Raw genomic sequence first — 19,547 nt, forward strand, 5'->3', positions numbered from 1 at the left:
GACGTAGTACAATGGGTAGCGATGGCGAAATTCGCGTGCTCCACGTCGACGACGAATCGGAGTTCGGGGATGTCGCCGCGATGCATCTGGAACGGGTTGACGGCGGCATCGACGTCGTCTCTGAGCGGGACGCCCGCGCTGCGCTCGGACGGCTCCGGTCCGAACCGTTCGACTGCGTGGTGAGCGACCACGATATGCCGAACATGAACGGGCTGGAGTTTCTGAAGGCGGTCCGCGAGGAGTTCCCGGAACTGCCGTTCATCCTCTTTACCGGGAAGGGCAACGAGGAGATAGCGAGCGACGCCATCTCGGCCGGCGTGACCGAGTACCTCCAGAAGGACGTCGGCACCGACCAGTACGCCGTACTGGCCAACAGAATCAGACGCGCCGTCGGCGAGAACCGAGCGAAGGCCGCTCTAGAGGAGTCGGAGCGGCAACTCTCGACGCTCATCTCGAACCTCCCGGGGATGGTCTACCGCGCACGGAACGAACCCGAGTGGCCGATGGAGTTCGTCAGCGACGGCGCCGAGGAACTGGTCGGGTACGCCCCGGAGACCGTAGAGTCCGGCGAGGTGACGTGGGGCGACCTCATCGAAGAGACGGAGACGGACCACCTCTGGGAGCGGGTTCAGACCTGTCTCGCCGCAGACGAACCGTTCGAAGTCACCTATAAGGTCGAGACGGCCGACGGCGAGACGCGGTGGCTCTGGGAACGAGGCCGGCTCGTCGGCACCGACGACGAGGGCGTCGAACTGCTCGAAGGCTTCGTCACCGACATCACCGCCCGCAAGGAGCGCGAGCGCGAACTAGAGCAGACGCGACAGTTCACCGAGACGCTCGTCGACGCTATCGACGACGTGTTCTACCTCGTCAGCCCGGACGGCGAGCTGCTCCGATGGAACGACACCGTCCTCGACGTGACCGGCTACAGTGAGGAGGAGATAGCCTCGATGCACGCCCTCGACCTGTTCCCCGAGGCGTACCACGACGTGCTGCTGGACCGTCTCGAAGAGACTGCCGCGGAGGGCCACACGACGGTCGAACTACCGATACAGACGAAAGACGGCGAGTTGATTCCCCACGAGTTCCGCGGGTCGCGCATCGAGGACCCGTACGGAGAGGTTCTCGGCGTCGCCGGTATCGCCCGCGATGTCACCGACAGCAAGACCCGCAAACGAAAACTCGAACAGTACGAGACCCTCGTCGAGAACGTCGGCGACGCGATGTACGTCCTCGATGCCGACGGGACGATACGGATGGCCAACGACGCCATGGTGGACCATCTCGGGTACGAACGCGAGGAGATAATCGGCACAGAGCCCACGAAGTTCATGCCCCCAGAAGACGTCGAGACGGGGAACGATATCATCGAGCGACTGCTTTCGGACCCGGACCGGACGTGGGCCACGTTCGAGATGCACACCATCGACGCCGACGGGAACCGGACGGTGAACGAGGACAAGGTCGCGCCGCTGGTGGACGACGACGGCGAGTTCGTCGGGTCCGTCGGCGTCATCCGTGACATCACCGAGCGCACCGAACGCGAACGGGAACTCGAACGCTACGAGACTATCGTCGAGGCCGTGGACGACCCCGTCTACACGCTCGACGACGATGGCGTGTTTACGTTCGTCAACGAGGCCATCGAACCGATGACCGGGTACAGCCCCGAAGAACTCGTCGGCGAACACATCGGGGTCGTCATGACCGACGAGGGACTGGAACGCGGTGAGCAGATCATACAGGACCTGCTGGACGACGACGACGCCAACAGCGGCACGCTGGAGATGGACATCGTGACGCGGGACGGGGAACGGATTCCGTCGGAGAACAACATGGCGCTCCTCCCGGCGCCCGACGGCGAGTTCGCCGGAACGGCCGGCGTCATCCGTGACATCGCCGAGCGAAAAGAGCGCGAGGAGCGCCTCGCCGAGTTCGCGAGCGTCGTCAGCCACGACCTCAGAAACCCACTCAACGTCGTTCAGGGGCGTCTCACGCTGGCCGAAGAGACAGGCGACATCGACCACCTCGGCGACGCGGCGGGCGCGGCCGACCGGATGGAGCGACTCATCGAAGACCTGCTGTCGCTGGCCAGACAGGGCGAAACCGTCGGAACCACGGAGCAAGTCGATCTCCGGACCACCGCAGAGCAGGCGTGGGCCAACGTCGATACCGGCGGTGCGACGCTCGACTGTGCCGCCACGACGACCGTCGAGGCCGACCCCGCTCGGCTTCGAGAACTGCTGGAGAACCTGTTCCGGAACAGCGTCGAACACGGTGCGGACACCGGATCCGAGACTGCTGACCTCACCGTGACCGTCGACACGATGGCGGACGGGGCGTCGACCGCTGGCTTCGTCGTCGCTGACGACGGCCGGGGCATCCCGCCGGCGACGCATGAGAAAATCTTCGAGCGAGGCTATACCTCAAGCAACCACGGGACCGGGTTCGGCCTCGCTATCGTCGAAGACATCGCCACCGCACACGGGTGGTCGGTCGAAGCCACCGAGAGCGCGACCGGCGGCGCACGCTTCGAGTTCAGGACGACTCCGGCCGACCGCTGAAGTGCCGGTAGGTCGGGCCAGCGAGCACCAGCACCGCCATGGCTCCGAACAGGGAGAGGAGGTGCGGCAGGGCCTCGATAGACAGGCCAGTCAGCGTGAGCGAGCGCATCGACGCGCCGGCTATCACCTCGACCGCGACCCACGGAATCTCGCCGAGGAACGTGCCGACGACGAACGCCCGGGTCGAGACGTCGGCGAAGCCAGCGCCGTAGGACACCGGGTCCGCCGGGACGGGAGAGAGACGAGCGGCGAGAACCCCGCGCGTCTCGCCGGTCACCGACATGATTCGCTGGCCGGACTCGCCCAGCCAGCCGAACATCCCGCCCTGTTCACCGGCTTTCCGTGCGAACCGGTACGGGATGAGGCAGGTGACGAGCGCGCCCATCAGCGCGACAGGGAACCCCCACTCGACGCCGAGGACGAACCCGACGAACGCCGACAGCGGCATCGTCGGCCACGCGAACAGCGGCCGGACGAGATAGAGGGCGACGATGAGGCCCGCCAGATACACGGGGTGGTCGGCCAGATGCATCGCTTCCCGGATGATGTGGGCCGGCGAGAGAACCAGCGCGGCCACGGCCACGGCGGCGAGGAGTGCGGCCGACCCCACCACCTGCCGCTTCACCAGACGGTCCATCTACCCGAGACAGTGACAGCGAGCGGCAAACCTCTTGTGGTAAGCGTTAATCCGGTGGCGGACGACGTGCCGGCGTGGACGACGCCGACCGCGACCCCGTCGAACTCGGGGTCGAACTGCTCGCCCACCTCGAACACGAGGAGCTATCGGTAGCCGAGGCCATGGACCGCATCGAGACGGTCACCACCAATCCCGGCCTCCAACGGGAGATTCTCGACACCGCAGCGATGCGCGGCGTCATCGACCGCGAGGAGGGCCTCGTTCGCCCCCGCACGCGAGGCACCTACGTCAGTTTCGAGGGCGACGTGGTGGTCCGCGAGGGCGACTTCTCCTGTGAGCGCTGCGGCGCGAGCATCTCGACGGGCCACTTCGTCCAGTTCGACGGCGGCGAGTTGGGACCGTTCGGGTCGACGTGTATCAGGAAAGTGCTGGGGCGGGAGTAGCGAGGGACACGACCGGAAGGCGTGTCCCTCGAACGACGCGGTGAGCAACGCGAGCCGCAGAGCAACAGCGAGCGGGTGACCTCGGAAGCGGTTTCGGCGACGTGTAGCGAGAACCGGACCGTCGCCGTTGGTCTAGCGCCCCTGTCGAAGCTCTTTGATGAGCGTCTTGATGGTCTGCTCTTGGCGTTCGATGCGCTCGGTCTGGCGTTCGACGGCCGCCGTGAGTTCGGCGACCTGTCGTTCGAGGGCTTCGACGTCACCGCCGCGGTCCGTCGACGACGACGGCTGGACGGTCGACTTCGTCGCCGGTTCGGCGTCGGCCGTCGACGACTGGTGCTGTGTCGCGGCCGCAGCGGACTGCGTGGAGCGCTGCTCGGACTGGTCCTCGTCGGCCTCCTCGTCGTCGCCGACGAGCGGGTCGATACCGGATTCGAGGCCGAGGCCGCCGCCGGCGTCGCTCCCGTCCTCCGGTTCGGTGCCGACCTTCGCGTTCAGGTCGGCAAGCGACGAGACGTCGTGGTAGGCAAAGAGCGCCTCCTGCAGCGTCTTTCGGACCATCGGAGCTTGTTCGGCCGGGGCCTTGATGCGTTCGGGGCGGTCGTTCACCGAGAGGACGATGGCCGTCGCGACACTGCCCTCCTCGAAGTCGAGGCCGGTGACGTCCTCGAACAGGTAGGCCTCGTAGTCGGCGTCCCACGTGACGTTGCCCAGATGCTTCAGCAGTTGCGTGTCGGTGACCACAAGCGTGAGTTCGCTGAACCGGAAGACGCCGGTGACGCTCTCGTCGGCGTCGATACCGTTCGAGACGCGGAGTTTGCCCTCTAGCAACCGTTCGAGGATGGTCCCAGCGCGGTCGTTCGGCACGCCGAAGTCGCGCTTCTCGTCGGTGTAATACAGCGTGAACTTGGTCTTTCGTCGGCCTTCGGATATCGTCAGGCGCTCGAAGTCGTGAGGGTGGGCTGTGACCTTCTCGTCGCTCAACAACCCCTCCCCGCGGTAGACGAGCGTCCGGGTCGGCGTGAAACAAACAGCGTCCTCGTCGCCGAGGTTGACGCCGGCCTGGATCTCCTCGTCCCCGAGTTCCTGCCGGACGAGGTCGGGAATCTCCATGCAGGGTGCATACTAGCGTGGTGGCTTAAATCCGTGGGTCCCCCGAGCGGGCGGCCGCCGTGAGAGAGTCCCACAGCCCCACGGCAGATGAGAACCTTCAAGACGGAAAGCGGCCAACGATCGAGTGCACCCGAGCCCGGGTGGCTTAGCTGGACATAGCGCCGCACTCATAGGGTCTGACGACTCATGCGGTACCAACCGGCATGACCCGTGGGGTGCTCGTCACACCCCGGACCTGGGTTATGCGGAGATCGAGGGTTCGGAGCCCTCCCCGGGCACTTTTCGACTACTGCGAACCTCAGTGAGCGGCTGCTACACCACCGGATCAAGGACGCTGCCGCTCTCGTTGGGACTCCTGTGCGGCGAGTCACCGGACCGCGGCCTCGACGACGGCGTCGGACGTCGCCGATGTCACAGTACGAGTCGTGTTCTGCGACGCCGGTGGTGGTCACTCCGGCGGCGTGATCACGACGTGCTCGGAGATGGCCTTGAGGGTGTCAGCCGGGAGCGACACGCGTCCGTTGGCGTTGCTCTCGATGCCGTACACCTCGTGACGGTCCGTTTCCACGATGAGCGTGTCCAGCGCGCCAGAATCCAGATCTGCCGTGATACTGTACAGGGTGCCGATCTCTTGTCCGTCTGTCGTTAGTACCCGCTTGTCAGCGAGTTCGTTTGCGAGGACCTGGGACATGTCACTACCATCGCCGTGGAGCGGGATAAATATACAGGCTAGCTTTCATTAATTTATCGCTGCCACATAGCGCTCGTCGTCACAAACGATGGTCCGACCTCGCGGTGTGTCGACGTCGGTGATACTGTCCCGCTCCAGCGATACTCGCCGCGGAGCGTCGCGTCGGACGTCGTTCGCGCGGGGCCTATCGCCCAGTCACGACCGCGCTCGATGGGGTCAGTGAAGAGTGTGCGCTCCCACGGCACTGTGAGACGGCCTGCTTACAACTCCGTCGCGACGCTGACGTGCATCCCGACGAACCGCCAGTCGCCGTCGCGGTGTTCGAGCGTCCCGCTCCAGCGGGTGTAGAACTCGTGGTGGGCGTCGCCCTCGTCCCAGGAGAGCGCCACGACGTCGCTGAACCACGCCACGCTGTCGCGCTGTGTGACCCGGAGGTCGTGGCTCTCGACGGTCCAGTCGCTCGTCGACGCGGTCTGGTCGCGGAGGCCTTCCTGAATCGTGTCGGAGCCGACGAGGCGCTCGGAAAGGCCGAACTTCACGATGGGGTCGTCGGCCGGCCGGTCGTCGGCGAAGAAGGTGTCCAACGGCGCACCGTGTCGCAGCGAGTCGTAGTAGTCGTGGATGGTCGCTCTGGCATCCATACAGGGACATGCCGGCGATGGACCTTACTACTGTGGGCGAACGGTTTTCCACGCCCGGCCCGAACGCCGGGTATGCGCGCAGCCATCTATCGCGGCCCCGGCGAGATAACCGTCGAGGAGGTTCCGAAGCCAGAAGTCGAGTCGCCGACCGATGCCGTCGTCCGCATCACACACACGGCAGTCTGTGGCTCCGACCTGTGGTTCTATCGGGGCCAGAGCGACCGGGAGGAGGGCTCCCGCGTGGGCCACGAACCCATGGGCATCGTGGAGGCAGTCGGCGAGGACGTGCGCTCGGTCGAACCCGGCGACCGGGTGTTCGCGCCCTTCGTCGTCAGTTGCGGGCACTGTGAGTTCTGCCGCAAGGGACTGCACACCTCCTGTGTCAACGGCGACTCGTGGGGCGGCGACAACGGCGGCGGACAGGGAGAGTACGTCCGCGTGCCGACGGCCGACGGGACGCTCGTCCGGGTCCCCGACCGGCACGCCGACGACGAGGACATGCTGGAAGCGTTGCTGCCGTTGACCGACGTGATGGGGACTGGCCACCACGCCGCCGTGAGCGCGGGCGTCGGCGAGGGCGACACCTGCATCGTCGTCGGCGACGGCGCGGTCGGTCTGTGTGGGGTCCTCGCCGCGCGTCGACTCGGTGCCGAGCGCATCGTCGCGATGGGACACCACGAGGACCGACTGGAACTGGCCCGGGAGTTCGGTGCCACCGAGACTATCAGCGCCCGCGGAGAGGAGGCCATCGAGCGAGCCATCGAGACGACCTACGGCGGTGCGACCCACGTCATGGAGTGTGTCGGTGCCGCGTCGGCGATGGAGACCGCCATCGAGGTGTGTCGGCCGGGCGGAACCGTCGGCTACGTCGGCGTCCCCCACGGCGTGAACGAGGACGGCCTCGACCTCTTCGGGATGTTCGGCGACAACATCACTCTCAGCGGCGGCGTCGCGCCGGTCCGGGCCTACGCCGAGGACCTGATGGCCGACGTGTTGCAGGGGACGCTCGACCCGTCGCCCATCTTCACCAAGACGGTCGACCTTGACGGCGTGCCGGAGGGCTACCGCGCGATGGACGAACGCGACGCCATCAAGGTCCTCGTCAAACCGTAGGTGGGTCGAGCGCCCGGCCCGAGCGCTAGGCCCATGTGTATCCAGACCAATATCTGGTGATGACACGCTCTACGACAGTACTGGTCGTCGGCGGCGGTGCGACCGGCGTCGGTGTGGCCCGTGACCTCTCGCTCCGCGGCGTCGACGTGACGCTGGCCGAACGCGGTGGCCTCGCCAGCGGAACGTCGGGTCGCTCGCACGGGCTCTTACACAGCGGTGCGCGCTACGCGGAGGCCGACGCGACCGGCGCCGAGGAGTGTATCGAGGAGAACCGGATCCTCAGAGACGTCGCCGGGGAGTGTATCCGCGACACCGGCGGCCTGTTCGTCCAGTTGACCGAGGACGACCCCGAGTACTTCGAAGCGAAGCGTGACGCCTGCGAGGCCGTCGGCATCGAGACTGACGAACTCGACGCGGACGCGGCCCGCGAACTGGTGCCGGACCTCTCTCCCGAGGTCGAACGCGCGATGCGAGTTCCGGACGCCGTCATCTACCCCTCGCGTCTCGTCGCCGCGAACGCGGCCGACGCCGAGGCCAACGGCGCGACGATTCACCCGCACGCGCCCCTCGAATCGCTCACTGTCACCGACGGGCGGGTGACGGCCGCGACGCTCGGCGGCGACGCCGACGAGACGGTCGATCCCGACTACGTCGTCAACGCGGCCGGCGCGTGGGCAGGGCAGGTCGCGGCGAAGGCCGGCGTCGACGTGGAGATGGCCCCGGCGCGGGGCGTGATGGTCTCCGTCGAGTACGATTCGCTCGGGCCGGTTCTGAACCGGTGTCGCGACCCCGACGACGGCGACATCGTCGTCCCACACGAGAGCGAGGCGGTACTGGGCACGACCAGCGTCCCCGTCTCGGACCCCGACGACTACGAGAGGGCCGACTGGGAGGTCGAACGGTCCATCGAGGAGTGTGCGGCGATGCTGCCGCCGGTGGCGGACGCCGACGTCGTCCGGACGTGGTGGGGCGTCAGACCGCTGTACGCGCCCGACGAGGGCGACGGCGACCGGAGGGGGATCTCGCGGGGGTTCTTCAGGCTGGATCACGCCGACGACGGCGTCGAGAATCTGGTCAGCGTCGTCGGCGGCAAGTTGACCACCTACCGGCAGATGGCAGCGTCGACGACGGACCTCGTCTGCGAGCGACTCGGCGTCGAGGCCGACTGCGAGACGGCGACTCGACGCCTGCCCGGCGCGGACGACGGCGACAGGCTAGACGAGTTCGTCGCGAGATACGACGGACAGGGGCCGACGGACGAAGACGTCGTCACGCGTGGCTGACTGGTGACTGCTACCCGCTAAACTCCCGGAACGCGGCCTCGAAGTCGTCGAACTCGTTGACCGCGTCGTCGGCCCGTTGGCGGAGTTCCTCGACGCGCCTGCTGACCTCGTGGTACTCCTCGTGGGCGTCGAGTTCGGCGTGGTTTTTCTCGGATTCGAGCGTCGCCTTCTTCGACGCCATGGCGAAGTACTGCTTGAGGTGGTCGTCGTACGTATCGCGGACGAGCATCTCGTCGACGGCCGCTAACAGGTCCTCGCGGCCGACGGGTTTCGTGAGATAGTCGTCGAACGGCATCTCGACGATGTCGAATCCCGGGTCGACGGCCGTGACCATCACGACGCGACAGTCGAGACCCCGGTTCTCGATGGCGTCGAGCACGTCGTCCCCCGACATCCCCGGCATCTGCCGGTCCAGAAACACGACGTCGACGGCGTCGTCCATCTTCTCGAGTGCGGTTTCGCCGTCGTTAGCACTCCGGACGTCGTGGTCTGTTCCAAGCCAGGCCGTATAGAGTTCGGCGACGTCGTGTTCGTCGTCGACCACGAGTACCGTCGCCGTCCCCGAGTGAGTCGTCGCTTGCACACTTTGTTTCTTCGTCATCGTGTCCCCACCGACTGTTCTGATTGCGTTCTTACCGGATGGCAATAATAAACCCACCTCTCGGATTATCAATGGTGATTCTGCGTAGACGAGCGGGACCCCAGAACAGTTTACACCGGCCCACCTATCGGCACTCGATGGCCACTGTCACGGGTCCGTGGTCCGACGAGGAACTCACGGACTTCCTCGAGTCGACGACGGTACCGATCCGGCTAGGGTGTCGACGCCCCGATGGCGACCCGTGGATGCTCTCGCTGTGGTATCGCTACGAGGACGATACGCTACAGTGTGCGACCGCCGCCGACGCCGCTGTGGTCGGGTATCTGGAACACGACGACGTCGTCAGTTTCGAGGTGTCGACCAACGACCCACCGTACCGGGGTGTCAGAGGAAACGGGACCGCGACAGTCTCGCCGGACGAGGGAAAAGCGACGCTGCGAGCGCTCATCCACCGGTACCTCGGTGGGACCGACTCGCCGCTGGCCGAGCGACTCCTGTCGCCCGACCGTCGCGAGGTGACGATCACGATCACCCCCGACCGCCTGCACTCGTGGGACTACAGCAGTCGGATGTGACGCGACCCGTCGGGGCTTTGTCGCTGGCGGTCGTACCCCCGCCGATGTCACCCGACCCGTCGGTCGTTCGCTCGCTAGCCGTCAGTGCCGAAGACCTCACCGCGGCACTGGAGGCAAACGCCCGTGACGGACCGCGGACGGTCCTCCGTGCGACGCCGCCATACAGCGGTCGGATGCGAGCGCGACTCCACGTGGTACAGAGAGACGACGAGGAGACACTCCACGTCGCGCCGGAGCGACTCTTGACGGACACGGCACCGGCCTATCCGACGCCCGACGACACCGCAGACGAACTCCGTGCGGACGAGACGGAGACGTACACCGTCGAGCGCCACCGGGCGTACCACGAACGGCGCGTCGACGAATGGCGAGAGACGGTGTGCGACCACGTCGTCGACACGGCCACGGTGCCGGCCGTCGACCACGAAGTTAATATCTCTCTATTGGGTCCCTGAAAAACGGGGTCGAACGTACCGATCTGTACTGCTATAGTACCGGCTGAAACAGCACGAGAGGGGATTCTAAAACGTCTACGCGGATTTAATCGTGGCGTGAAACGTCGGGGTCGTCTCGGGGCGTGGCGTGAAACGAAACGAAATAGGACGAACGCTCTCGCGGTTATAAGCCGGTATCCGTTCTACGAGGGAACAGGTCACTCCATGTCGAGTTCGTCAGCACACGAACTGTTCGCCCGCCTCGACGAAACGGTCCCGAACGTTCCCCAAACCCTCCTGGAACCCCTCCGTGGCATCGCCTTTTGGACAGCTATTGCCCTCCCGTTCCTCTACCTGCCGCTGCTGGCGTCGGGCCTCGAGACCCCGGCCGTCAGGACGGCGTTCGCCGCACTGGTCGCCTGTAACGCCGTCGCATTGCTCCTCGGCCACTCGTACGCGCGAGAGTGAGAGACGGAGTGGCGTCTGTCGGCCCCAGCCCCGACTTTGTCTCGGCGGGTCGGGGCCACATATTTATATTCCCAGTCGTCTAAGAACTGGTATGGCCGCTTACGGCCGGCCGACCCTACGAGATTTGTTCGACGAGTCACCGACGCCGCACATCGCACACCCCCCTCGTAGCCACCATCGGGATTTCTACATCGCCACAGACGGGTCCTTCCGACAGCACGGAATCGACCCCGTCGCCAGTGATGGACGCCCGACGGAGCGAGGTGGTCTGGGAGTCGTCGTCGAGACACTAGACGGCGAGCGAGTCGTCCGTCTCTCGGTACCGGACAGCGCGCCGGACAACAACGTCGCCGAGTACCGGGCGCTCCACCTCGGACTGGACGTCCTCGCGACGCGGGCACCGGCTGACGCCCGCGTCGGACTGCTCATCGACCACGACCAACTCGCCGAGAACGTCAACGCCGAGGTACTGGCGACACACGGGTCGGCCTACGACCCGCCCCACAGCGTCTCGGTACCGCCAGCGACGGGCCTCCACTGGCGGGGGATTCAGGCCCGCGTCAACAGTTTCGGCGAGGTTCGGGCGGCCCGCATCTCAAGCGACCGAAACCCGGCCCATCCGCTCGCCAACGCGCCGGACCAGTACGCCCACGTCAACGGCGAACCGGACCGCTGTGTCCTCCCACAGACCACGTCCACCGACAAGCGTGTGCCGCCGCCCTCTCGGTCGGAGCGTGGCGGGGCCTCAGACTGACCCGGAGGGCGGGCCGACGCTCGTCCCGGCGCGGATAGCCGACGACGGTACGCCCATCTCGGCGGATTATACACCACCTAACCGGTCATTCGAGCGTCCGCCAGCTCCAAGACGGGGCCCAATCGAACAGCCGTGCTGCCTTCGACGTATCGACCAGTGCGGTGTGGTCCGATAGGTCCGCCCGGACCGCCGCGTCCGGGAACAGGTCGGCCACCACTGCCTCCGTCAGCGTCTCCGCGCTCGTATCGGGGGCCGACACCCAGACGCGCTCGTGGCCGTCAAACGCCGCCTCGACCGACCGCCGGACGAGGTCGACCACGTCTGAGACGTGTGCGTAGGTGAACAGTGTATTGCGCTGGGTGTGGAGGGTATCCGTCGCCCGGAGGCCGTCGAGCGTCCGGTCGGCCTCGACGAACGTCTCGCGGGCCATCTCGTCGTCGACGACCCACGGGAACCGAAGTGACGTGATAGTCCGTGGCCGGTCGGCGGTCCGTCGCGCGAACCCGTCCGCGATGGTCTCAAGCGTCTGCTTGCCCAACCCGTAGGACGTCGACGGGGTGAGTCGATGAGACTCGTCGACCGGGAGGTAGTCGACGGTGATGGGGCCCGGTTCGAAGCCGCCACCGATGGCGCTGAAACTCGACGCGAGCGTCACCGTCTCGACGCCGAGTTCGCCGGCGGCCTCCAGTACGTGATAGGTGGACATGGCGTTGCTCTCGAAGGTCCGATACCCCGGCGTTCGTTCGGGCGTCGGGAGCATCCCGAGGTGGACGACGGCGTCGGCGTCGCTCTTCGCGAGCGACCCGTACACCTCGCCGGCGTCGAGCAAGTCGGTCGTGAGATAGGCGTCCGAGTGTGACTCGTCGGGTTTCCCCCGAGAGATGTTGACGGTCCGATACCCTTCCACACCGAGGTGTTCGAGGACCGCCTGTCCGACCCGACCGTTGCCGCCGGTGACCGCGACTGTTCCCATACGTCGCCAGTGAGGGGCCGAAGACAAAACCGTCGTGGCGAGTGTCCCGCTGCAGACCATTGTGACGGCACGGTTTAGCACTGCATAAGTTACACAGGCGTTTGAATATGACTTCAACAACGTTCCTCCAACGTCACACAGCTCAAACTTTAAGTGGGAGGGGATGTATAGTAACCACTGGGAGGTGACAGACAGATGAGTACCAGTAGCAGCAGGACTCACAGTTCGGACGGACAGCACACGGATCGGTCGGCACCGACACCGTCGCTCTCCCGATACGACTTCGTACTCGCGCTCATCCCCACGACGTTCCTGCTGACGGTCGTCGCCGCCGGACTGGTCGGCGTTGCGGTTCCGAAAGCGCTCGCCGTCGGGTCGGTACTGGCACTGACTGCCGTCGTCGACGCCCTCTTCATCAACCCGCCCACAGGCAGGTGAAACGACCGCCGTAGCGACGACGTCGCCGTGATCACTCCTGCTGGGCGTCTACGACTGCCACGCCCGCGAGATTGACGATGTCCTTGACCTCGTCACCACGCTGGATGACGTGGACCGGTTTGTCCATCCCGACGAGCATCGGACCGATAGCCTCGGCGCCACCGAGTCGCTGGAGCAGTTTGTAGCCGATGTTGCCCGCTTCGAGGTTCGGGAAGACGAGCACGTTCGCGGGGTCGTCGAGTTCGGAGAACTCGTAGGTACTGTTGAGGATGTCCTCGACGACGGCGGTGTCGGCTTGCATTTCCCCGTCGACCGGGAAATCCACCCGGTCGTCGGCCTGTAACTTCGCCACGGCCTCGCGGGGTTTTCGGGTTCCGTCGGTGTCGACACTGCCGAAGTTCGAGTACGACAGCATCGCCGCGCGTGGTTCGACGTTGAAACTGCGGGCCAACTCGGCAGTGTGTCGAGTTACCTCTGCGAGCACGTCGGCGTCGGGGTCCTGATTGACCGTCGCGTCCGCACAGAAGATGACGCGGTTCTTGAACGTCAGCATGTAGACGCCGGCGGCGTAGTCGGCGTCCTCGGCGGTGCCGATGACCTGCAGGGGCGGGCGCAGGGCCGAGGGGTAGTGGTGAGTCAGGCCGGTCAGCATCGCGTCGGCGTCGCCCATCTCGACCATCACGCTGCCGAGGTAGTTGCCGTCACGGACCAGTTCCTCGGCCTCGCGCCGCGTGACGCCCTTGCGCTGGCGGAGTTCGTACAGGCGGTCGGCGTACGCCTCGACGTCGGCCGTCTCCGGGTCGACCACCACGGGGTCGAACTCCAGTCCGAACCGGCGACGCGTCGCCTCTATCTCGTCGGCGTCGCCCAGCAGGACCGGTTGGGCGATGCCCTGTTCGACGAGTTGGTAGGCCGCTCGAATCATCTTCTCGTCGTCGCCCTCCGCCAGCACCACCCGTTTGGGGTCGCTCTTGGCCTTGTTGAGGACGACGCGCATCATCTCGCGGGACTTGCCCAACCGCGCTTCCAGCCGTTCGACGTAGTCGTCGAGGTCTAACTCCTTGCGCGCGGCGCCGCTGTCCATCGCAGCCTTCGCGACGGCTGGCGTCACCTCGAAGAGCACGCGGGGGTCCAGCGGTTTGGGGATGATGTATTCCGGCCCGAACTGGAGCGGTTGGTCGCCGTAGGCCTTGACGACGGCGTCGGGCACGTCCTGTCGGGCGAGGTCGGCCAACGCTTCGGCGGCGGCCACCTTCATCTCCTCGTTGATTTCGGTGGCGCGCACGTCCAGTGCGCCGCGGAAGATGAACGGGAACCCCAGCACGTTGTTCACCTGATTGGGGTAGTCAGAGCGCCCGGTGGCCATGATGACGGCGTCGTCGCGGGCGTGTTTGGCGTCCTCGTAGTCGATTTCGGGATCGGGGTTGGCCATCGCGAAGATGATGGGGTCCGACGCCATCGACTGGACCATCGTCTCGTCGACGATGCCGCCAATAGAGAGGCCGACGAACACGTCGGCACCGGCCATCGCGTCCGCGAGGTCGCCCTCCGGAACGTCCCGGGCGAACTCCTGTTTGAACTCGTTGAGGTCCTCGTGCTCGGCGCGGTCTGCAGTGATGATGCCCGAGGAGTCACACATCGTGATGTTCGCTTTCGTCGCGCCCAGCGAGACGTAGAAACGGGCGGTAGCGATGGCGCTCGCGCCGGCCCCGGAGAAGACGATGTCGAGGTCGGCGAGGTCCTTCCCGGCGATGTCGGCGGCGTTGACCAGCGCGGCCCCGGAGATGATAGCAGTACCATGCTGGTCGTCGTGGAACACCGGGATGTCCATCTCCTCCCGGAGGCGGCGCTCGACTTCGAAACACTCCGGAGCGGCGATGTCTTCGAGATTGATGCCGCCGAAGGTCGGTTCCATCGCCCGGACGGTTTCGACCATCGCGTCGGCGTCGTCCGTGTCTAGTTCGATGTCGAAGACGTCGATGTCGGCAAAGCGCTTGAACAGGACGCCTTTCCCCTCCATCACTGGCTTTGAGGCCTCCGGTCCGATGTCGCCCAACCCCAGCACCGCGGACCCATCCGAGACGACGGCGACCATGTTCCCCTTCGCTGTGTAAGTAAAGGCCCGCTCTGGGTTCTCCGCGATCTTTTCGCAGGGTGCGGCGACGCCGGGTGAGTACGCCAGTGAGAGGTCCCGCTGTGTATTGGTCGGTTTCGTCGTCGCTATCTCTATCTTGCCGGGCGGGTCCCGGCTGTGATAGTCGAGTGCGTCTTCGTCAAGTCCCATACCGAGACGTCGTTCCCGGCCATCAAAAAGGCAAGTTTACCGTCAAGCGACGTAGTCAACCTCAACGACTGTCGAAATCTTTCGGGCAGTCTCGACACCGCGTGCCGGCGACGGTATTCGCGAGTTCGGTCGTCGCGGACTGCTGGTCCGTGGCGGAGCCTCGGTACGCACCCGTCTCTCGTTCGCGTCTGCAACCGCTCGACTGACGGACGAGACGGCGTCGACGGGCACTCGATATCACGTCGAGGACGCGTCCGCCCCATCTCTGCGACGGTGACGAGTTCGACGGCGTCGTACAGCGATGCGGTGTGAAAGGCAGTGGCTTGTGTCTCGGACGGCGTGGCGTCTACAGCCTCCGCCACCCAAAGAAGGGGCTAAGTACGAGCGCACCAAGGTCCGAGTATGACCGACCGCTTCCGTCGGCTACTCACGGCGACGACAGCCCTGACGTTCGGCCTCATCCTGCTCGGGGTGTACACCGGTGCCATCGGTGCGGGACTGACGTGCGGGGCCCGATGGCCACTGTGTGACGGCTGGATGGGACTGTTCCCGGCTAACTGGGCGAGTTTCGTCGAGTGGTTCCACCGTCTGGTCGCGATGATTACCGGGTTCGCTATCCTCGGCTCTACCGTCGCCGCGTGGCGCGGCGGGTACTCGACGCGCATCAAGTACGCGACCGGCGTCGCCACCGTGGTCCTCCCCGTCCAGATACTGCTCGGTGCAAACACCATCATCAACTTCGGCGCGGCCGCACAGGTGCTCCACCACGCCGCCGCGCTGACGATTCTGACCGCGATGGTCGCGGCGACCGCGTGGACGTTCGACGGGGCCAGTTCGCCCGCCGAAACCCGGTCGGACACCTCGGCGAGCGAGTCGACGGCGGACGCCGACGCCAGTCCCAGTTCCGACTGACCGCCCGATTCCGTCCAAACGTTTCGAAGAACGTACAACACCGGTAGTAACCGGTTCGTAACACTAATCCGGGCATGCGACCATGTACCGTCCATGTCAGACAAAGGACTCTCGCGACGACAGTACCTCACCACCGTTGGCGGGACGGCAGTGACGCTCTCGGTAGCCGGATGTTCCGGTGATGGCGACAGCGGTGACGGCGGTGACGCTGGCACCGAGCGACCGACTATCACGGCCGGCACTGCGCCAGGGTTCCCGCCGTTCGAGATGAAAGAGGGCGGCGACCTCGTCGGATTCGACATCGACCTACTCGAAGCCGTGGTCTCGGAGACCGAGTACCAGTTCTCCGGCTGGAAGGAATTCGAGTTCGACTCGCTCATCCCCGCACTCACGAACAACAACATCGACGTCATCGCGGCCGGGATGACCATCAACGACGACCGCGACCAAACCATCGACTTCAGCGACCCATACTACTCCTCGGATCAGGCCATCGTCGTTCGCTCGGACGGCGACTTCGCCCCCGAGAGCCTCTCGGACCTCGCCGACCGCCCGGTCGGCGCCCAGAAGGGGACGACCGGCGAAGGCGTCGTACAGGACGAACTCGTCGGCGACGAGATCACCGAGAACCAGTACAACGCCTACGACAACTACGTGCTGGCCATTCAGGACCTCCAGAACGGCAACGTCGACGCCGTCGTCATCGACGTGCCCGTCGCCAACACGTTCGCGGCGAACCGGTCCGTCGAGGTCGCGTTCGTCTACGAGACCGGCGAGAAGTTCGGCTTCGGCGTCCGCACCGACGACGACGCTCGCCAAGAGGCCCTCAATTCGGGACTCTCGACGGTCCGCGAGGACGGCACCTACGAGGAACTGACGCGAAAGTGGTTCGGCGAGTAAATCGATGTTGCAGGCAGGCGACTGGGCGTTCGTCCTCGACAACTTCGACTACCTGCTGACCGGCGCGGCCGTCACCGTCGGCCTGACGCTGACCAGCTTGTTGCTCGGCTTCCTGCTGGGGTTCCCGGCCGGGGCTGTCGAGGTGTACGGCGAGGGCATCGCACAGCGCATCGTGAGCGTCAGCGGCGTCGTCCTCCGTGGGACGCCCATCGTCGTCATCATGCTCGTCCTCTTTTTCGTCGTCTCGATCTCGAAGTCGGCGTTCGTGACGGCCACCGTCGGGCTAGGACTGCGGAGCGCGGCCTACCAGTCACAGATATTCAGGGGGGCACTCCAGAGCGTCGACGAGGGGCAGATGGAGGCGGCCCGCGCCGTCGGGATGAGTCGATTCGAGGCCATCCGCCACGTCGTCGTCCCGCAGGCGCTCCGGCGGTCGATGCCCGGCTTCCAGAACGAGTTCACCATCGTCCTGAAGGACACGAGCATCGCCTTCGCCATCGGCCTCGCGGAGCTGTTGACCCGGGGCTACGACCTGTTCACCCAGAGCGGCCGGTCGACGGCCGTGCTGGAGGTGTTCGTCGCCATCAGCGCCGTCTACTTCGTGCTGACGTTCGGGACGAACCGGGCGCTGGACCGCCTGAGCGAGTACTACGCGATTCCGTCGGGAGAGAGTTCATGACACTGCTACGAGTCGAGGACGTACACAAGTCCTACGGAGACGAGGAGGTACTGAAGGGTGTCAGTTTCGAGATGGACCGCGGGGACGTCGACGTCCTCATGGGCCCCAGCGGCAGCGGGAAGTCGACGATGCTGCGCTGTATCAACCGCCTGACCGAGATAGACAGCGGCGGCATCTGGCTGGACGGGACGCCGGTCTACGACCCGGAGACTGACGTAAACGAACTCCGGCAGGACGTCGGCATGGTGTTTCAGGACTTCAACCTCTTTGCCCACCTCACCGCGCTGGAGAACATCACGCTCGGCCTGAAACGGGTGCTGGGCGTGCCCGAAGCCGAGGCGACGGAACGGGCCGCCGACCACCTCGCACAGGTGGGATTGGCCGCACAGGCGGACTCCTACCCCGCCGAACTCTCGGGCGGCCAGCAACAGCGGGTCGGCATCGCCCGCGCGCTGGCGATGGAGCCGAAACTGATGCTGTTCGACGAGCCGACCAGCGCCCTGGACCCCGAACTCGTCGGCGAGGTGGTCGAGGTGATGCGTGACCTCGCAGAGCGCGGGATGACGATGCTCGTCGTCTCCCACGAGATGGGCTTTGCCCGCTCTGCGGCCGACGACATCCACTTCCTCGACAGCGGTCGCATCGTCGAGTCGGGGCCGCCCGAACAGTTGTTCCAGCGGCCGGAACACGACCGAACCAGCGAGTTCCTGACGGGGCTCCAGTCGAACGGCCACTGATGAGCGCCGAAGAACCGTCCGTCGCCGACGAGGTCCGCACCACCGTCACCGTCGACACCGACAGACCGTGGGCGCTCGCCGGCCTCGTGGCGTTCTGGGGCTGGTTGCTCCTGCGCTGGACGAACGACTTCCTCCTGCCAGACGGGCTGGCGTTCCCGAGCGACCAGTCGTTCGTTCCGGCGGCGCCGTTCGCCACCGCCGCCGAGTCGCTCGGTGCGACCGCCGCCTCGCTGGGCGTCGCCGGCGCGCCGCTGGACGTGGTCGCCGGTCTCCTCGGGTTCGTCGCCGGCGCCATCCCCTCGCTCCCCTCCCTCGCTCGCGGCGCGTGGCTCACCATCGTCCTCACCGTCGCCGGCATCGCCTTCGGGTTCGTGCTGGCGGTGCCGCTGTCGGTCGCTCGCGTCTACGGCGGCCGAGGCCTGCGGTGGCTCTCGCTGTCCTACACCGAACTCATCCGCGGGACGCCACTACTCGCCCAGCTATTCGTGCTGTACTTCGGCCTGCCGCTGACCCAGATCATCCGCGAGGTGCCCGGCGTCGGCGTCGGGTTCGTCCCCGCGACGGCCGTGTGGGTCGCCATCATCGGCTTCACCCTCAACAGCGCGGCGTACCAGGCCGAGTACATCCGGTCAGCGCTGGAGTCGGTCGACGCCGGCCAGTTGACCGCCGCCCGGTCTATCGGCCTCTCGAAGGTGGACGGTATCCGCTACGTCGTCCTCCCGCAGGGGCTTCGCTACGCCATCCCCGGGTGGTCGAACGAACTCGTCTACCTCATCAAGTACTCCTCGCTGGCGGCCTTTATCACGGTCCGGGAGTTGTTCTTCCAGGCGGAGTCCATCGCCAACGACACCTTCCGCTACACGGAACTGTTCGTGCTGGCGGCGCTGTTCTACCTCGCGCTGGTCGTCTCGGCGTCGCTCCTGATGAATCTCGTCGAGGATCGAACCGCGATACCCGGTATCGGCGGGAAGCGACAGGCCTGACTACCCCCCGTCTTCGACGACGTACGCGCCGAAGTCCTCGGCGGTGCCGACCCCCGAACGCCACCCAGACGTGTCGCGTCTCGGTGTGGTTACAGAGGTTCCTGACGGTGTCCTCGTGGACGCGGACGACGCCGTCCTGCGGCACGTCCTGCACCTCACCCTCGATGGCTATCTGACCATCAGTCAGCGCCACGAATACCTCCTCTTGGCCCGCGTGGGTGTGCGGCGTCGTCACCTCGCCGGCGTCGACGATGGCGTAGCCGTCGGTCATAGCAGGGTGGTGTGCGGGGTGATAGAAAGCGACGGATGGGGAGTATGAGTGACGTA

General features: G+C 65.8%; 22 protein-coding genes and 1 tRNA gene. 16 read left to right on the top strand and 7 right to left on the bottom strand.

What is annotated here, in order from left to right; genetic code table 11:
• The first annotated feature begins 11 nt into the window (after positions 1-11).
• Complete coding sequence (locus NDI85_RS09840) at positions 12-2,564, top strand: PAS domain S-box protein (RefSeq protein WP_310915654.1); 2,553 nt, start codon at positions 12-14, stop codon at positions 2,562-2,564.
• On the opposite strand, the gene NDI85_RS09845 is transcribed toward NDI85_RS09840, so the two are convergent.
• Positions 2,539-3,201, bottom strand: a complete 663-nt coding sequence (locus NDI85_RS09845) for a TVP38/TMEM64 family protein (protein ID WP_188998851.1) — start codon at positions 3,199-3,201, stop codon at positions 2,539-2,541. The genes NDI85_RS09840 and NDI85_RS09845 overlap by 26 nt on opposite strands.
• 74 nt (positions 3,202-3,275) lie before the next feature.
• Here NDI85_RS09845 and NDI85_RS09850 point away from each other — a divergent pair, with 74 nt between their 5' ends.
• Positions 3,276-3,644, top strand: a complete 369-nt coding sequence (locus NDI85_RS09850; protein WP_188998854.1) for a DUF5830 family protein — start codon at positions 3,276-3,278, stop codon at positions 3,642-3,644.
• Between the two features lie 132 nt (positions 3,645-3,776).
• On the opposite strand, the gene NDI85_RS09855 is transcribed toward NDI85_RS09850, so the two are convergent.
• A complete protein-coding gene (locus tag NDI85_RS09855) occupies positions 3,777-4,754 on the bottom strand; it encodes a hypothetical protein (protein ID WP_310915655.1) in 978 nt (325 codons plus the stop codon).
• Between the two features lie 134 nt (positions 4,755-4,888).
• Between NDI85_RS09855 and NDI85_RS09860 the strand changes: the two genes are divergently transcribed.
• A tRNA-Met gene (locus NDI85_RS09860) sits at positions 4,889-5,032 on the top strand.
• A 170-nt stretch (positions 5,033-5,202) separates the two neighbouring features.
• Here the strand turns inward: NDI85_RS09860 and NDI85_RS09865 are convergent.
• Together NDI85_RS09865 and NDI85_RS09870 are read right to left on the bottom strand one after the other, a co-directional pair.
• A complete protein-coding gene (locus NDI85_RS09865) occupies positions 5,203-5,445 on the bottom strand; it encodes a PRC-barrel domain-containing protein (protein ID WP_310915656.1) in 243 nt (80 codons plus the stop codon).
• Between the two features lie 260 nt (positions 5,446-5,705).
• Complete coding sequence (locus NDI85_RS09870) at positions 5,706-6,086, bottom strand: nuclear transport factor 2 family protein (RefSeq protein WP_310915657.1); 381 nt, start codon at positions 6,084-6,086, stop codon at positions 5,706-5,708.
• Positions 6,087-6,158: 72 nt separating this feature from the next.
• Between NDI85_RS09870 and NDI85_RS09875 the strand changes: the two genes are divergently transcribed.
• Positions 6,159-7,199: a zinc-dependent alcohol dehydrogenase family protein gene (locus NDI85_RS09875; RefSeq protein ID WP_310915658.1), complete on the top strand. Its 1,041-nt coding sequence runs from the start codon at positions 6,159-6,161 to the stop codon at positions 7,197-7,199.
• Positions 7,200-7,258: 59 nt separating this feature from the next.
• Entirely contained in the window at positions 7,259-8,482 is a 1,224-nt protein-coding gene (locus NDI85_RS09880) for an FAD-dependent oxidoreductase (protein ID WP_310915659.1), read from the top strand.
• Between the two features lie 10 nt (positions 8,483-8,492).
• On the opposite strand, the gene NDI85_RS09885 is transcribed toward NDI85_RS09880, so the two are convergent.
• Entirely contained in the window at positions 8,493-9,065 is a 573-nt protein-coding gene (locus tag NDI85_RS09885; RefSeq protein WP_396275528.1) for a HalX domain-containing protein, read from the bottom strand.
• Positions 9,066-9,220: 155 nt separating this feature from the next.
• Between NDI85_RS09885 and NDI85_RS09890 the strand changes: the two genes are divergently transcribed.
• From NDI85_RS09890 to NDI85_RS09905, 4 genes are all read left to right on the top strand, one after another.
• Positions 9,221-9,658: a pyridoxamine 5'-phosphate oxidase family protein gene (locus NDI85_RS09890; RefSeq protein WP_188998876.1), complete on the top strand. Its 438-nt coding sequence runs from the start codon at positions 9,221-9,223 to the stop codon at positions 9,656-9,658.
• Positions 9,659-9,702: 44 nt separating this feature from the next.
• Entirely contained in the window at positions 9,703-10,113 is a 411-nt protein-coding gene (locus NDI85_RS09895; protein ID WP_310915661.1) for a hypothetical protein, read from the top strand.
• 204 nt (positions 10,114-10,317) lie between these two features.
• Positions 10,318-10,560 (top strand): hypothetical protein, encoded by a 243-nt coding sequence (locus NDI85_RS09900; protein ID WP_166971723.1) that lies wholly within the window; start codon positions 10,318-10,320, stop codon positions 10,558-10,560.
• Between the two features lie 91 nt (positions 10,561-10,651).
• Entirely contained in the window at positions 10,652-11,314 is a 663-nt protein-coding gene (locus NDI85_RS09905; RefSeq protein WP_166971725.1) for a ribonuclease H, read from the top strand.
• An 85-nt stretch (positions 11,315-11,399) separates the two neighbouring features.
• Here NDI85_RS09905 and NDI85_RS09910 read toward each other — a convergent pair whose 3' ends face one another.
• Entirely contained in the window at positions 11,400-12,287 is an 888-nt protein-coding gene (locus NDI85_RS09910; RefSeq protein WP_310915662.1) for an NAD(P)-dependent oxidoreductase, read from the bottom strand.
• A gap of 195 nt (positions 12,288-12,482) precedes the next feature.
• Between NDI85_RS09910 and NDI85_RS09915 the strand changes: the two genes are divergently transcribed.
• A complete protein-coding gene (locus NDI85_RS09915) occupies positions 12,483-12,725 on the top strand; it encodes a hypothetical protein (RefSeq protein WP_310915663.1) in 243 nt (80 codons plus the stop codon).
• A 31-nt stretch (positions 12,726-12,756) separates the two neighbouring features.
• Here the strand turns inward: NDI85_RS09915 and NDI85_RS09920 are convergent, their stop codons facing one another.
• On the bottom strand, positions 12,757-15,009 hold the full coding sequence (locus tag NDI85_RS09920; protein WP_310915664.1) for an NADP-dependent malic enzyme: 2,253 nt from the start codon (positions 15,007-15,009) through the stop codon (positions 12,757-12,759).
• A gap of 402 nt (positions 15,010-15,411) precedes the next feature.
• Here NDI85_RS09920 and NDI85_RS09925 point away from each other — a divergent pair, with 402 nt between their 5' ends.
• From NDI85_RS09925 to NDI85_RS09950, 6 genes are all read left to right on the top strand, one after another.
• Positions 15,412-15,921 carry a cytochrome AA3 biosynthesis protein gene (locus NDI85_RS09925; RefSeq protein ID WP_166971733.1) on the top strand — a complete coding sequence of 170 codons (510 nt, stop codon included), beginning with the start codon at positions 15,412-15,414 and terminating at the stop codon, positions 15,919-15,921.
• 93 nt (positions 15,922-16,014) lie between these two features.
• On the top strand, positions 16,015-16,821 hold the full coding sequence (locus NDI85_RS09930) for a basic amino acid ABC transporter substrate-binding protein (RefSeq protein ID WP_310915665.1): 807 nt from the start codon (positions 16,015-16,017) through the stop codon (positions 16,819-16,821).
• Between the two features lie 4 nt (positions 16,822-16,825).
• On the top strand, positions 16,826-17,500 hold the full coding sequence (locus tag NDI85_RS09935; protein ID WP_166971738.1) for an amino acid ABC transporter permease: 675 nt from the start codon (positions 16,826-16,828) through the stop codon (positions 17,498-17,500).
• The gene (locus NDI85_RS09940) at positions 17,497-18,237 is read left to right on the top strand and encodes an amino acid ABC transporter ATP-binding protein (protein ID WP_188998895.1); all 741 of its coding nucleotides are present in this window, start codon (positions 17,497-17,499) and stop codon (positions 18,235-18,237) included. Before NDI85_RS09935 ends, NDI85_RS09940 begins: the two co-directional genes overlap by 4 nt.
• Positions 18,237-19,220, top strand: a complete 984-nt coding sequence (locus NDI85_RS09945; RefSeq protein WP_188998898.1) for an amino acid ABC transporter permease — start codon at positions 18,237-18,239, stop codon at positions 19,218-19,220. The genes NDI85_RS09940 and NDI85_RS09945 overlap by 1 nt, the downstream gene beginning before the upstream one ends.
• 115 nt (positions 19,221-19,335) lie before the next feature.
• The gene (locus tag NDI85_RS09950; protein WP_310915666.1) at positions 19,336-19,539 is read left to right on the top strand and encodes a hypothetical protein; all 204 of its coding nucleotides are present in this window, start codon (positions 19,336-19,338) and stop codon (positions 19,537-19,539) included.
• The last annotated feature ends 8 nt before the right edge of the window (positions 19,540-19,547 follow it).

Origin of the sequence: Haloarcula sp. S1AR25-4 (genome assembly GCF_031624555.1) — an archaeon.
GTDB lineage: Archaea > Halobacteriota > Halobacteria > Halobacteriales > Haloarculaceae > Haloarcula > Haloarcula pellucida.